The 13371-nt window shown below is 72.5% G+C and carries 13 protein-coding genes; 8 read left to right on the forward strand and 5 right to left on the reverse strand.

Annotated elements, in window-relative coordinates:
• Positions 1–4 precede the first annotated feature (4 nt).
• Both QLQ12_RS33305 and QLQ12_RS33310 read left to right on the forward strand, forming a co-directional pair.
• Positions 5–451, forward strand: a complete 447-nt coding sequence (locus tag QLQ12_RS33305) for a MarR family winged helix-turn-helix transcriptional regulator (RefSeq protein ID WP_282764666.1) — start codon at positions 5–7, stop codon at positions 449–451.
• A gap of 44 nt (positions 452–495) precedes the next feature.
• Positions 496–1113 (forward strand): DNA-3-methyladenine glycosylase, encoded by a 618-nt coding sequence (locus QLQ12_RS33310; protein ID WP_282764668.1) that lies wholly within the window; start codon positions 496–498, stop codon positions 1111–1113.
• Between the two features lie 10 nt (positions 1114–1123).
• Here QLQ12_RS33310 and QLQ12_RS33315 read toward each other — a convergent pair whose 3' ends face one another.
• Entirely contained in the window at positions 1124–1648 is a 525-nt protein-coding gene (locus QLQ12_RS33315) for a GNAT family N-acetyltransferase (protein ID WP_282764670.1), read from the reverse strand.
• A 39-nt stretch (positions 1649–1687) separates the two neighbouring features.
• On the opposite strand from QLQ12_RS33315, the gene QLQ12_RS33320 reads away from it, so the two are divergent.
• Positions 1688–2257: a helix-turn-helix domain-containing protein gene (locus QLQ12_RS33320; protein WP_282764672.1), complete on the forward strand. Its 570-nt coding sequence runs from the start codon at positions 1688–1690 to the stop codon at positions 2255–2257.
• On the opposite strand, the gene QLQ12_RS33325 is transcribed toward QLQ12_RS33320, so the two are convergent.
• On the reverse strand, positions 2229–4388 hold the full coding sequence (locus QLQ12_RS33325) for a HelD family protein (RefSeq protein ID WP_282764826.1): 2160 nt from the start codon (positions 4386–4388) through the stop codon (positions 2229–2231). The genes QLQ12_RS33320 and QLQ12_RS33325 overlap by 29 nt on opposite strands.
• Positions 4389–4656: 268 nt before the next feature.
• Positions 4657–5124 carry an RICIN domain-containing protein gene (locus QLQ12_RS33330; protein WP_282764674.1) on the reverse strand — a complete coding sequence of 156 codons (468 nt, stop codon included), beginning with the start codon at positions 5122–5124 and terminating at the stop codon, positions 4657–4659.
• Between the two features lie 148 nt (positions 5125–5272).
• On the opposite strand from QLQ12_RS33330, the gene QLQ12_RS33335 reads away from it, so the two are divergent.
• The 4 genes from QLQ12_RS33335 to QLQ12_RS33350 all read left to right on the forward strand — a co-directional run bounded on the left by QLQ12_RS33335 (position 5273) and on the right by QLQ12_RS33350 (position 9276).
• The gene (locus QLQ12_RS33335; protein ID WP_282764827.1) at positions 5273–5788 is read left to right on the forward strand and encodes a hypothetical protein; all 516 of its coding nucleotides are present in this window, start codon (positions 5273–5275) and stop codon (positions 5786–5788) included.
• A 59-nt stretch (positions 5789–5847) separates the two neighbouring features.
• Positions 5848–7278 carry a pyridoxal phosphate-dependent decarboxylase family protein gene (locus QLQ12_RS33340; RefSeq protein WP_282764676.1) on the forward strand — a complete coding sequence of 477 codons (1431 nt, stop codon included), beginning with the start codon at positions 5848–5850 and terminating at the stop codon, positions 7276–7278.
• A gap of 187 nt (positions 7279–7465) precedes the next feature.
• A complete protein-coding gene (locus QLQ12_RS33345) occupies positions 7466–8503 on the forward strand; it encodes a hypothetical protein (RefSeq protein ID WP_282764678.1) in 1038 nt (345 codons plus the stop codon).
• A 227-nt stretch (positions 8504–8730) separates the two neighbouring features.
• Entirely contained in the window at positions 8731–9276 is a 546-nt protein-coding gene (locus tag QLQ12_RS33350; protein WP_282764680.1) for a permease-like cell division protein FtsX, read from the forward strand.
• A 24-nt stretch (positions 9277–9300) separates the two neighbouring features.
• Here the strand turns inward: QLQ12_RS33350 and QLQ12_RS33355 are convergent, their stop codons facing one another.
• Together QLQ12_RS33355 and QLQ12_RS33360 are read right to left on the reverse strand one after the other, a co-directional pair.
• Positions 9301–10146 carry an NAD(P)H-hydrate dehydratase gene (locus QLQ12_RS33355; protein WP_282764682.1) on the reverse strand — a complete coding sequence of 282 codons (846 nt, stop codon included), beginning with the start codon at positions 10144–10146 and terminating at the stop codon, positions 9301–9303.
• Complete coding sequence (locus QLQ12_RS33360; RefSeq protein ID WP_282764684.1) at positions 10130–10846, reverse strand: histidine phosphatase family protein; 717 nt, start codon at positions 10844–10846, stop codon at positions 10130–10132. Before QLQ12_RS33360 ends, QLQ12_RS33355 begins: the two co-directional genes overlap by 17 nt.
• Before the next feature lie 131 nt (positions 10847–10977).
• Here QLQ12_RS33360 and QLQ12_RS33365 point away from each other — a divergent pair, with 131 nt between their 5' ends.
• Positions 10978–13347, forward strand: coding sequence for a putative bifunctional diguanylate cyclase/phosphodiesterase (locus QLQ12_RS33365; RefSeq protein WP_282764686.1), 2370 nt, complete (start codon positions 10978–10980; stop codon positions 13345–13347).
• The last annotated feature ends 24 nt before the right edge of the window (positions 13348–13371 follow it).

Consider the following 13371-nt stretch of genomic DNA (forward strand, 5'->3'; position numbering starts at 1 on the left):
CTAGATGACCCTGATGGGCGTCATGATGCGCCTGCCCACCGCGCTCGACACACAGTTGCAGCGCGATTCCGGCCTCAGCCATTTCGAGTACGGCATCCTCGCCGGCCTCTCCGAGGCGCCGGAGCACACCCTGCGGATGAGCTCCCTCGCCATCCTCGCCGAGGGGTCCCTGGCCCGGCTCTCGCAGGCCGTCGGGCGCCTGGAGAAACGGGGCTGGGTGCGCCGCTCCCCCGACCCGGCGGACGGCCGCTACACCCTCGCGACGCTCACCGGCGACGGCTGGGACACCGTGGTCGCCGCGGCGCCCGGCCACGTCGAGAACGTGCGCGGCCTGATCTTCGACTCGCTCACCAAGGCACAGGTCAGGCAGTTGCACGAGATCGGCCGCCGGATCCTCGCCGCCGTCGACCCCGGCGGCGATTGCCCCACCTCGGCACGCCACACCCGATGACCTCGGTCCGGCGGCCGTCCGCGGCGATGTGCTTGGCTTGCACGATGACACATCCCTGGCTGACGCTGCCGGCGGCGCGGGTCGACGTGGCCGCCCGGACGATGCTCGGCTGGCGACTGACCGCGAACGGCGTGACCGTGCGGCTCACCGAGGTGGAGGCCTACAGCGGCCTCGGCACGGACCCGGCCAGTCACGCGCACCGTGGCGTCACCAACCGCAACGCGGTGATGTTCGGGCCGGCCGGGCGGCTCTACGTCTACCAGATCTACGGGATGTACCGGTGCCTGAACATCGTCTGCGGCGAGGAGGGCGTGGCCGCGGCCGTCCTGCTCCGGGCCGGCGAGGTGGTCGACGGCCTCGAGCTCGCCCGCGAGCGTCGTCCGGCCGCCGGGAGGGACCGCGACCTGGCGTCCGGGCCGGCCAAGCTGACGCAGGTGCTTGCGCTGGACTCGTCGGCCTACGGCACGTCGGTGGTCGACGGGACCGGGCCGATGACGATGAGCCCGCCACGCGAGCCGGTGCCGGACGAGTTGATCGAGGCCGGCCCACGGGTGGGTGTGACCGCCGCGCACGACGTCGCCTGGCGCTTCTGGCTGAAAGGCGACCCGACGGTCAGCGTCTATCGCCGGCACACCCCGCGGCGCCGCACCAGGCCGGCCTGACCGGGCGCCGCTATCGCGGTTCGACCGGAGGCTCGCACCCGTCGATCAGTTCACGCTGGACGATGGCGACGTCGTGCCAGGCGCCGTTCTTCCAGCCGATGCGCCGGTGCACTCCGACCTGACGGAAGCCCAGCGCCGTGTGCAGCCCCATGCTCGCGTCGTTGGGCAGCGTCATCTTCGCCACCGCGACCCGGTAACCGCGGTCGATCAGCCTCGGCAGGAGCGCCTCGTAGAGGGCACGGCCCGCGCCGGTGCGCCGGCGCCCCGTCTCCAGATAGACGCTGACCTCACAGGACCAGCGATAGGCCGGACGGGCGGCGAACGGGCCGGCGTAGGCATAACCGATGGTCTCGCCGCCAGCCTCGGCCACCAGCCAGGCGTGTGACCGGACGGCCGCGCTGATCCGCGTGGCCATCTCCGCCGGTGTCGGCGGCTCGGTCTCGAAGGAGATGGCGGTGTCCAGCACGAACGGCCGGTAGATGGCCGCGCAGGCGGCGGCGTCACTCGGCTCGGCATCGCGGATCGTCGGCAGCATGTCACTACAGTAGACGAGAACGGCCACTATAGTGACATCATGACGGATCGTCTGACCGCTGATCTCGCCGCCACCGTGCGGGCCGCGCGCACCGACCTGAACCTCTCGGTGAACGCGCTTGCCGAGTCGTCCGGCGTCTCCCGGGCGATGATCGCGAAGATCGAGCGCGCCGAGGTGCAGCCGACCGCCGCGCTCCTGGGCCGGCTCAGCGCCGCGCTCGGCCTGACCCTCTCGGAGCTCTTCGCCCGGACCGAGGGCGCGACACCACGACTGGCGCGGCATGCCGACCAGATCCTCTGGACCGACCCCAGGACCGGCTACCGGCGTCGTTCGGTGTCGCCGGCCGGCAGCCCGGTCCAACTGGTGGAGGTCGAACTGCCGGCCGGCGCGGAGGTGTCGTACCCGGCCGAGTCGTACGCGCTGGCGGATCATCAGATCTGGGTGCTGGCCGGCCGGCTGCGCTTCCGTGAGGGTGCGGTGGATCACGAACTGGAGGCCGGGGACTGCCTGACCCTCGGCACACCCGCCCCCGGCACCTATCAGAACGTCACCGACCAGCCCTGCCGCTATCTGGTGGTGCTCAACCGGGGCCGAAACGGAACACCGTGAGGCGCTGGGTGGCGCGGGTCAGAGCCACGTAGAGGTCGCTGACGCCGCGCGGTGACTCGGCGCGGATCAGCTCCGGGTCGACCAGCACCACGGTGTCGAACTCCAGGCCCTTCGCCTGCGTGACGGTGAGCAGCACCGCCGGTTCCTCCAGGTCCTGCCCCAGGCCGGGGAGGGCGGCCGCGACCTTGGCCCGGCGCCCCCGCGGGACGATCACGGCGAGACTTCCGGCGCCCGCCTCCCCCACCAGCTCCGCGAGGCGAGCCGCGTCGCCGACCTCCTCCCGCGGCTCGACGCCGGTGGAACGGACCGGGCGGGGCAGGTCGATCGGCGGGTCGGCGTCGGCGAGGAGACGGCCGGCGTACGCCATGATCTCGGCGGGCGTCCGGTAACTCACGGTCAGCTCGGCGAGGCGCCAGCGATCCGCGACGTACGGGGACAGCACCTGCCCCCACGACACGCACCCGCCGAGCGAACCGGTCTGAGCCAGGTCGCCGACGACCGTCATGGACCGGCTCGGGCAGCGCCGCATCAGCAGCCGCCACGCCATCGGGCTGATCTCCTGCGCCTCGTCGACGATCACGTGCCCGAACGCCCAGGAGCGGTCCGCCGCCGCGCGCTCGGCGGCCGGCAGCGACTCCCGGTCGGCGTACCGTTCGGCCAGCATCTCGGCCTCCATCACGTCCGCGACGTTCGGGATCTCCGCCTCGACGTCGTCCTCCGCCTCGTACGACTTGGAGCCGGCGCTGATGTCCAGGACGCCCTGGGCGTACTCCAGGCGTCTGCGCCGTCGCCGTTCCTCGCGGGCCCGCGCCGCCCGGTCGTCCTCGCCGAGCAGTTCCGCCGCCTCGTCCAGCAGCGGCACGTCGGCCGGGGTCCAGCCGCCGCCCGGCGCACGGCGCAGCTCGGCGCGGGTGGTCGTCGCGTACAGGCCGGTGAGGAACTCCTCCGGGGTGAGGACCGGCCACAGGTCGTCGAGGACCGCCCGCACCGCCGGATCGGCGGCCAGGTCGGCGCGGAGGTCGGCCAGGTCGGCGTCGTCGAGCACGTTGGGTGTTCCGGGCGCGTCGTCCTCGCCGAGCGGGTCGTCCCAGAACGGGTCGTCGCCGATCCGCTCGGCGATCTGGGCGGCCAGCACGTCCAGCACCCCGGCGACGAAGATCGGCCGGGCCAGGTTGTGCAACAGGCCGGAGTCGCGGGCCCGGCGCCGGGCCGGCTCGCAGTCGTACCGGTCGAGACGCAGGACGTGCCGATCCACCTCGATCTCGATCGGCGTCAGGGGCACCCGCTGCCGGTCCCGGAGACCCTGCACCAGGAAGTCCACCATCTCGGCCCGGCCCTTCACCTCGGCCACCTCCGCCGGCTCCGTCCGCCGGGCGACGACTCCGGGAAAGAGGTCGCCGGGCGTGGCCAGCAGCACACCGGTCTCGGCCAGTGACGGCAACACCTGGGAGATGTACCGCAGGAACGTCGGGTTCGGGCCGATGATCAGCACACCGCGGGCACTGAGCTGTTCCCGGTAGGTGTAGAGCAGGTAGGCGGCCCGGTGCAGGGCGACCGCGGTCTTGCCGGTGCCGGGGCCGCCCTGCACCACGAGCACGCCGCCGGCCGCGGAACGGATCACCCGGTCCTGCTCCGCCTGGATCGTCTCGACGATGTCGCGCATCCGGCCGGTGCGGTGCGTGTCGAGGGCGGCGATCAGCGCGGCCTCGCCCACCAGCGGCCCGCCGGCGGCGGCCGCGGCGGCGTCCGCGCCGAGGATCTCGTCGTCCAGGCCGGTGACGGTACGGCCGCGGGTGCGGATATGACGGCGGCGGCTGATGCCGTACGAGGTGACGGCCGTCGCCACGTAGAAGGGCCGGGCCGCCGCCGCGCGCCAGTCGACCAGCAGCGGCCGCTCGGGGTCGTGGATGCCGATCCGGCCGATGTGCAGCGGAGCGCCGTCGCACGGGTCGAGCCGGCCGAAGCAGAGACCCTGCTCGACGGCCTCGTAACGGGCGAGGCGTTCGGCGTAGCCGCGGGCGGCGGTGTCCCGCTGGGACCGCGCCTGCGGGGTGCCGCCGGCCTGGCGCCACTGGCCGGCGAGGTGGTCGCGCACCCGGTCGCGCATCTCGTCGAGCCGGTGGTAGAGCATCGTGACGTGGTCCTGCTCCTCCGCGAACGCCGCCGAGGAATCCGTCGCCGAAAAGCTTGACAGACTTGACACCCTGCCCCCCAGGCCGTATTCTGATAGTGGTTCTTTCCGTCCGCGCCGAGAAAATCGCGCGGAGAACCCAGAGTACGCCTTCAGTGCGTGGCTCTCCATACGGCAGTGCCGGGAAACCTCTCGTTTCAACAGCGGCGCGGGCGTGGGCGGGTGCCCGCCATCACGCCCTTGAATATCGCCTGCCGGCGGGCCGGAGTCACCAGGGGACGACGGAGCGCCAATTCTGGCCGGCGGCCCCGGTGCAGTCACGGAGACGCACCTTGCCCACGCCTGACTCGTCGACCGACAGTTCGGTGACACACCGCCCCTTCTGCCCGCCGGCCTGCAGCGTGGTGGCGAACGACCAACTCTGCGCGGGCTGGTAGGAACAGGCCGCCACCAGCACCTTGGAGCCGATGGCGTTTGGCTCGACGCAGTTCTCACCGTGGGTGAAATGACCCTCGCTGGTCTGGTAGAAGTCCTGCGCCTTGTTCCCGCGATCACACACGGTCGTGTGCAGGACCGTGCCGGCCGGACCGCCGGTCAGACAGCGGGCCGGGTTCACCTGCGTGACGATCCAGCCCTGGTGCAACGGCGGCGGCCCGGGCGCCGCGGCCGCCGGGGGCGGCGCGCCCAGCAGCAGGACGGCGAACAGCAGCGGAGCGAGGACGGCGCGGGTGAGCATCCCCTGACTGTAGGAACGGCGAGCGGGCGGCGCGGGCGATTCGCTCAGATCGGCGCGCCCGTGGCCCACGGTTCACCGGTGCCGATCTCCACCAGATCGGGGTGAAACCACCCCAGGGCGCACAGCGGGACATTAGCGTCTGGCAGTGATGATCACGCAACGCGGCCTCATGGGTCTGAGCCTGGTGTGCGGGGCCGGCGTCCTGTGGTCGGCCGGGCTCATCGTGGCCCTCGCCGCCGGGGCACGACCGGTGATCACCGCGATCGCGGTGGGGTTCTCCGCACTCCTGACCGTCCCGGGCTTCGCCGCCGGGATCCTGGCGAACCGGCGCGGCTATCAGACGCGGCAGCCGCGCCGGCTGTGGAGGCTCGCCTCCTGGGTGCCTCCGCACGTGCCGGTGTGGGCGGCGGTCGTCGCGGCGCTGGCGTTCTTCGGGTTCTGGCTGGCGCTGGTGCTCGCGTTCCTGGCGCTGGACGGGACACCACAGCGGCGCGGCGACGAGTACGTGCTGGTCGACCACGAGCGGGAAGTGGTGATCGACCAGGCCGCCTACGCCCGGCAGGTCGATCACGAGACCCAGATCTCGCTGGCCGTGCTGGGGGCGTTCGCGGTCGGCGGCGCGTTCCTCTGCGCGGCCCGCGCCACCGATCACGAAGAGGGCTGACCGGGGGCGGGGCCGAAATCCGACCGGCGGCGGTGACCAGCCGGGCTTACGGTGAGCCGATGGGCGACGAGTTCGACGAGGTGCTGACCCGGACGGCGGAGATCGCCGTCGACTGGCTGGACGGCCTGGACCGGCGTCCGGTCGGCGAGACGGTGACCCTGGCCGAGCTACGCGAGCGGCTCGGGCTGCCGCTGCCGGACGAACCGGTGCACCCGCTCACCGTGATCGAGGAACTCGCCCGGGCCGCCGAACCCGGCCTGGTGGCGATTCCGTCCGGGCGCTACTTCGGATTCGTCATCGGCGGCGGACTGCCGGCCGCGGTCGCCGCCGACTGGCTCACCACGGTCTGGGACCAGAACGCCGGGCTGTACGCCTGCGGACCGGCCGCGTCGGTCGCCGAGGAGGTGGCCGGCGAGTGGCTCCGGGACCTGTTCGGCTTCCCGGCCGGCAGTTCGTACGCGTTCGTCCCCGGCTGCCAGACCGCCCACCTCACCTGCCTGGCCGCGGCCCGGCACGCGATGCTGCGCCGGGCCGGGTGGAACGTGGAGGAGGACGGGCTGGCCGGGGCGCCACGGTTGCGGATCGTGGTGAGCGCCCGGCGGCACGCCACCATCGACCGGGCGCTGCGGCTGCTCGGGTTCGGCACGTCGACGCTGACCGTGGTGCCGGCCGACGGGCCGGGGCGGATGGACGTGGCCGCGCTGCGGGAGGTGCTGGCCGACCGAGTCCCGGCGATCGTCTGCGCGCAGGCCGGCGAGGTGAACACCGGCGCGTTCGACGATCTGACGGCGATCGCCGACCTGACCGAGGCGGCCGGGGCGTGGCTGCACATCGACGGCGCGTTCGGGCTGTGGGTTCTGGCCAGCCCGGCGCTGCGGCACCTGGCGGCGGGCGCGGAACGGGCCGACTCGTGGGCGCTGGACGCGCACAAGTGGCTGAACGTGCCGTACGACAGCGGCATCGCCTTCTGCGCCCACCCGGAGCCGCACCGGGCCGCGGTCAGCGTGACCGCCGACTATCTGGTGCAGGGAGGCGAGGGCGACCCCCGGGATCCGATCGACTGGACGCCCGGCTTCTCCCGCCGGGCCCGCGGCTTCCCGGTCTACGCCGCGCTGCGGTCGCTGGGCCGCCGGGGCCTCGCCGACCTGGTGCAGCGCTGCTGCGCGCACGCCCGCACGTTCGCCGAGGGCCTGGCCGGGCTGCGCGGCTGCGAGGTGATCGGCGAAGTGGTGATCAACCAGGTGCTGTTCCGCTTCGGTGACGACGCCACGACCGACCGGGTGCTGCGGCACGTGGTCGACAGCGGGGAGGCCTGGCTGAGCGGGACGACCGCGGGCGGGCGCCGGGCGATCCGGCTGTCGGTGTGCAACTGGCGTACCGGCGAGGAGGACGTCCGGCGCACCCTGGCCGCCTTCCGGCAAGCGGTCGACGCGAGTGGAACGCCGCCGTCGCGAGCCGGGCCGCCACCGTCCGGCCGGCTGCCACGGTGACACGGGCCCGTGCGCGGGAGCCGGTGACAGCACGGTGCGGGCCCGGCGATTCGGGCCCGGGCGATTCGGGCCGGCACCGGCTAACGTCGGAGTCTCGCGCGGGTGGCCGCCGAGGGGGAGGCCACCCGCGGGCCGCTGACCACAGGTTCGCGGGCCGGCGCTGGCGGGCGGCATCTACCGTGGGCCGGTGGAGATCCGCCTCTGGTCCGTCGCAGGTGAGGCGGATGCCGTCGCCGTCGCCGGCGCCGGGGCGAAGGTCCGCGAGACCGGGGACACCGTGTTCGCGGCCGGTCCGGACGCCACCGTCGTGATCGCCAGAGGGCTGCGCAACGCCGAGGACCTGACCGTCTCCGGCCCGTTCCCCCGCCTGATCGAGGGCCGCCTGACCGGCGGCGACGGTCTCCCGCTGCACGCGTTCGCCCGGCTCGGCGACGGCTGCCTGGCGCTGGGTACCGCGCGGGTCAGCGCACTGGGCCGTCGCCGCGGGGTGCTGCACCGGCTCGACCTGCGGCTGGACACCCCGCTGCCCGAGCACCTGCTGGACCTGGCCGGGACCCCGGCCGAGCAGCCGGGCGCCGACTGGCTGGACCTGCTGCCCGAGGACCCGGTCAAGGCCCTGGAGATGTTCGTCGCCGACTGGTACGCCGAAGTCCCGCCGGGAACACCACTGCCGGCGCGGGGACAGCCGGAGCCGTTGCGCGCCTTCCACCGGGCGGCGGCCGGGCGGCCCGAGGTCTACGGCGGCTCACTGCTGGTCCACGGGGAGCCCGCGCCCGGCGGTCCGGCCGGGATGCCGATCATCGGGGAGAGCGCGGACGGCACGTTCGAGGTGCTGATCGAGGCGGGCGCGGACGATCCTCATGTCTACTACCAGGGGCTCAGCGATCAGCCACTGCGTGAGCGGGAGCGGCTTTCCGCGTACCTCATGCTCATGGTTCTGGCTCGGGCGGCGATGGACCGGCCGCCGGACGGTCTCGCCGAGGGTGGGATGGCCTTCGCCGACCGGGCGCAGGCCCGGCGGATCGTCGCGCCGCTGCGGCGCGTGCCGCTGCGCCCGCTGCGCTGGCCGTGCGCGCGGTCGCGGCTCTACGCCGGGCCCGGCACGGTGGTGCTGCTCGGCGCGGACGACGCCGACTGGTTCGAGGTGTACGTCGGCACCCGGCACCGGTCCGTGTTGCGCCGCCTGCGCAAGATCGGTCTCGACTGGGAGCATTTCGACGGCTGAGCTCGCCGATCGTGCTCGGCGGAGGATTCTTGCATTGGCGACTTCTCTACGAACAACGGTTGGCGGCCAAGAGGGTGAGGCTGGTCCCGCGCAACGCACTCAATGCAAGACTCCCGTCCGAGGTCGGCAAATGCGATCGCATATGATCATCAATTATCGGTAATGGCTGACAAATGAATACTGTGCCGCCAAGGAGGGCATCGGCTTGCTCTGATACAGTCCCCGGCGTGTCCCATTCGACCCCTTATTCAAGTTCCGGCCTCTCGCCGCTCGAGCAACCACCAATCGCGCAGCATCCGAGTGCACCGCCACGGCGATGGATCATCCACCTCGCGGTGGCGCTGGTGGCGCTGATCGCCGGAGCCGGCGCGGCGACGTCAGGTCTGCTATTGGCCGGCTGGACCAAACCCGCGGAACAACGTTACGGCGTCGCCTTCTTCCTCGAGGAGGAGATAACCGCAACACAGAAGACCGCCATACAGGCGGAATTGGAGAAGGCTTCCGCGACGGGAGGTCTACGCTACGAGTCCGGCGAGGAAGCGTTCGCCAGATACAAGGAAATGCATAAGAACGAACCCGGTTTGATCGAGAAAATCGAAGAATCCGGCGCGAGCAACAGTCTGCCCGCTTCGTTTCGGCTGACCGTTGAAGCGTCCGATTTTGATTGTCGAACCATGGAGGCGGTCGGGGCCCTTCCTGGAGTCAAGCAATACAGTGTCCTCATCGAGCCCATCAACCAGATTCCCGGCTTCGCGGTCCGCTGTTCCTGGTGATCGGCTCGTGTGACACTTCCCGCCTCAGACCGAGGCGATCGTCGACGGCACCTCGTCGAGGATCTCGCGGGCCAGGAAGCCCGTCCGGCCGTACCTCGGAGCCAGCCGCTGACCGCTGACCGCGTGGGCGAAGGCGGCCCAGCAGGCGGCCTGGGCCGGCTCGGCGCCCCGGCCGAGCAGGCCGGCCACGATGCCCGCGCGGACGTCGCCGCTGCCCGAGGTGCCGAGGCCGGTGTCGCCGCTCTCCTCGCGCCAGCACTCTCCGTCCGGGGTGGCGATATGGCCGTAGAGCGAGACCACCGCGTCGTGGCGAGACGCCAGTTCGTACGCCGCCGCGGCCAGATCGTCGCCGGGCTCGCGGCCCAACAGGTGCCCGGCCTCGACCAGGTTGGGGGTGAGCACCGCCCGGCGCTGCGGCAGCAGGCCGGGGTCCTTGCTGAGGGCGCCGAGGGCGTACGCGTCCAGCACCACCGCGGTGTCCCGTCCGGCGGCACCGAGAACCGCTCTCATCAGCCGGATCGTGCTGTCGATGTCGTCGAGGCCCGGGCCGAGCGCGATCACGTCGGCCTCCGCGGCCATCGCCAGGATGTCGTCGGAGGGGGCGCCGTCCGGGCCCAGGCCGACCACCTTGGCCTCCGGCACGGCGACGCTGAGGGCGACCGCGGACTCCTCGGCCACCACGAGCTGCAGACGGCCGGCGCCGGCCCGCAGCGCCGCCACCCCGGCCAGCAGCACCGCGCCCGGCGTGCAGCGGGCGCCGCCGGCCACCAGGACGGTGCCACGCTCGGTCTTGCCGCCCTCCGGGTTCGGCAGCGGCCAGCCGCGCAGCAGCCGGGGCGTGACCACCCGCTCCTCAGACCGGTTCGGCATTGACGTCCTCCTGTCTGGTCGGCGGGGCGTCCGCACGGCGCAGGTGGGCGACCGAGTTGAAGAGCTCGCGTTCGAGGCGGCCGTCCTCGCCGCGCCAGCTGCTGATCGAACAGTTCGCGATGGTGGTGCGGCGGGCCAGCGCCATCAAGTCGGCCTCGCTCATCCCCTCGGCGAGGTAGCGCACCATCAGCACGGTGGCCTCGTGGGCGAAGAGGACCACCCGGCCCCCGGGATGGTCCTCGCGGATCTCCCGCAGCAGGGCCCGTAGCCGCAGCAGCACGTCGGCCCAGGACTCACCACCCGGCGGCCGGTAGTAGAACTTGCCGAGCCGTTCCCGGCGGCGCGCCTCGTCGGGGAACCGGGCCTGCACCCCGCGGGCGGTGAGCAGATCGAGCACACCGAGCTCGCGGTCCCGCAGGCGCTCGTCCACCACGACCGGAACGCCGCTGCCGGCCAGCGCGATCTCGGCGGTCTGCCGGGTGCGCAGGTAGGGCGAGACCACGGCCAGCTCCGGCGGGTGCTCGGCCAGGTGACGGCCGACCGCCTCGGCCTGCTCCCGGCCGGTCGGCGCGAGCGGCACGTCGGCGTCGCGTTCCGGGATGTCGATCAACTCCGCGCCGCCGGTCTCGGCGTTCTGGGCGGTGACGTTGCCGGTGCTCAGGCCGTGCCGTACCACCGTCAGCGAGTGCAACTGCTCCATGCCGGGGCCTTACCCCGGTTCCGGCCCGGCTACCCCCCCGCCGGGCCGCCCGGTCGAGCCGGTGGCGCCGGCCGAATGGGATCGAGTCGACATTCGCTACATCACGGCGGTCCGGATCCGATGAGCTCACCATGCACGTCCAGAGCGCGTTCCGTCCCGCCCGGCGCCGTCCCGATCCGGCGTTGGTGGCAGCGCTCGGCCTCATCACGTTCGTGATGGGCTGGTTCGTCACCGGGCTGTGGCATGTCTGGGGACAGCCGATGCTGCCGTGGCTCGCCATTCCGGCGCTGTCGGCGCTGACCACCTACGAGTGCTGGCGGACGTCTTGCTGCGCGGGGCTCGACGCGGACACCCGCCGGTTCTGGGGACGCCTCGGCCTCGCCTGCGTCATCCTCGTCCCGGGCGCGCTCAGCACCATGTACGACGCGCTGAGCGGCCCGGTCCCGTCGCAGCTCATCTCGGTTCGTACCCAGATCCTCTTCGGGTGCGCGCTGGCGCTGGTCCTCACAGCGCTGCTGCGGCTGCCCTCCTGGCGGCGGACCAGCGGCGACTGGCTGCGTTTCGGCCTGGACACCGGCATCACCATGATCATCGCCGGGACGCTGGTCTGGCACTACTCGCTGAGCCGCATCGACTTCTCCTCGTCGCCGACCGCCACCCCGCCCTCGGTCATCGTGACCGTCATCGTGGCGGCGGTCTCGCTGGTCACCTTCGTGAAGGTCGCGTTCTCCGGAGCCGGCCGACTGGACCGGGGTTCTCTCTACCTGCTCTCCGCCGGGGTCGCCATGGCCGCGGCCGCCGGGACGATCGCGCCGTTCATCCTCGACCGGCCCTACCTGTCCACCGGAATGGTCGCCTTCCCGGTGGCGGAGATCGCCACCATCGTCGCGGCCCGGCGGCAACGCCTGCGGCGGGACGCGCCACCACCGGCCCGGCCGGTGGCACGGCGGTTCAGCCTGGTCCCCTACCTTTCGGTCGGCCTGCTCTACGTGGCTGTGCTGCGGTTCGTGGCGCCGGCCGGTGGAGAGGTCCTGCTGCTGGCGCTCGCGGCCACCGCGGTCACCGTGCTGGTGGTGCTCCGGCAGCTCACCACGCTGCGCGACAACGCCCGCCTGCTGGACACCGTGGACGCCAGCCTGACCCAGCTCAAGGCGTACCAGAAGCAGCTCGACCACCAGATCACGCACGACGAGCTCACCGGGATCGGCAACCGGTCGGCGTACGCCGACGAGATCTCCGCCCGGCTCGCCGCCGGCGAGCCGTTCGTGGTCGCCCTGCTCGACCTCGACGACTTCAAAACCGTCAACGACCGGTACGGGCACAGCACCGGTGACGCCCTGCTCCGGACCATCAGCCGGCGCCTGCACGACCGGCTGCGCCCGGAGGACACCGTGGCCCGGCTCGGCGGCGACGAGTTCACCCTGCTGCTGCCCGGCCTGTCCACGGCGGAGACCGACGGCCTGCTGCGCGAACTGCTCACCGTGGTGCAGGCGCCGGTGCTGGAGGGCGACCTGGAGATGGTGCCGCGGATCAGCGTCGGCCTGACCGCGAGCCGGCCCGACGACACCGCAGGAGAACTGCTGCGCCGCGCCGACGTGGCGATGTACGCCGCCAAGACCGCGGGCGGCGGCCGGTGGACCTGGTTCGACCCGATCATGGACCAGCTCGCCGCGGACGACGCCCGGCTCGCCGCCGACCTGCGCCAGGCCATCGCCCGTGACGAGCTGTTCCTGCTCTACCAGCCGATCGTCGAACTGCCGCACGGCGGGCTCGCCGGGGTCGAGGCGCTCGTCCGCTGGCGGCACCCGAAACACGGGCTGATCTCCCCCGGCGTGTTCATCCCGCTGGCCGAGCGCAACGGATACATCGTCGAGGTCGGCCGCTGGGTGGTCGAACAGGCCGTTCAGCAGGCCGCCCGGTGGGAGCGCGAGCTCGGCCCGGACGCGCCGGCCAAGGTGAGCGTGAACGTGTCGGCCCGCCAGCTGGGCGAGCCCGGATTCCCGGCCGAGATGGCGGCGGTGCTGTCGGCCGCCGGCCTGGACCCGGCCCGGCTGGTAGTGGAGGTCACCGAGACCGCGGTGCTCGGCACCGGCGTGGCGCTGGAGGTCGTGCGGGCCCTGGCGGCCCAAGGCCTGAGCATCGCGCTGGACGACTTCGGCACCGGCCAGTCGTCGCTGAGCCTGCTCGTCCACTGCCCGGTCAGCTGGCTGAAGGTGGACAAGTCATTCGTCGACGGGGTGACCACCGACAGCCCCCAGGCGGTGATCGTGGACAGCCTGATCGGCATCACCGAGGGGCTGCGGATGCAAGCCGTCGCCGAGGGCGTGGAGACCGCTGAACAGGCCGAACGGCTGCACCAGGCCGGCTACCGGTTCGCGCAGGGATTCCACTTCGCGCGTCCGATGAGCGAAGCCGACATCGAGCTGCTGGCCACCGTGCGGGAACCTCGTCGGTCACCGGCCGACCTGGGATCCGTCTCCCGAACGCCGAGCAGCCGATGAAGCGGCTTTAGCCGGATACCTCCC

The sequence above is a fragment of the Actinoplanes sandaracinus genome, from assembly GCF_030009775.1.
Lineage (GTDB): Bacteria > Actinomycetota > Actinomycetes > Mycobacteriales > Micromonosporaceae > Actinoplanes > Actinoplanes sandaracinus.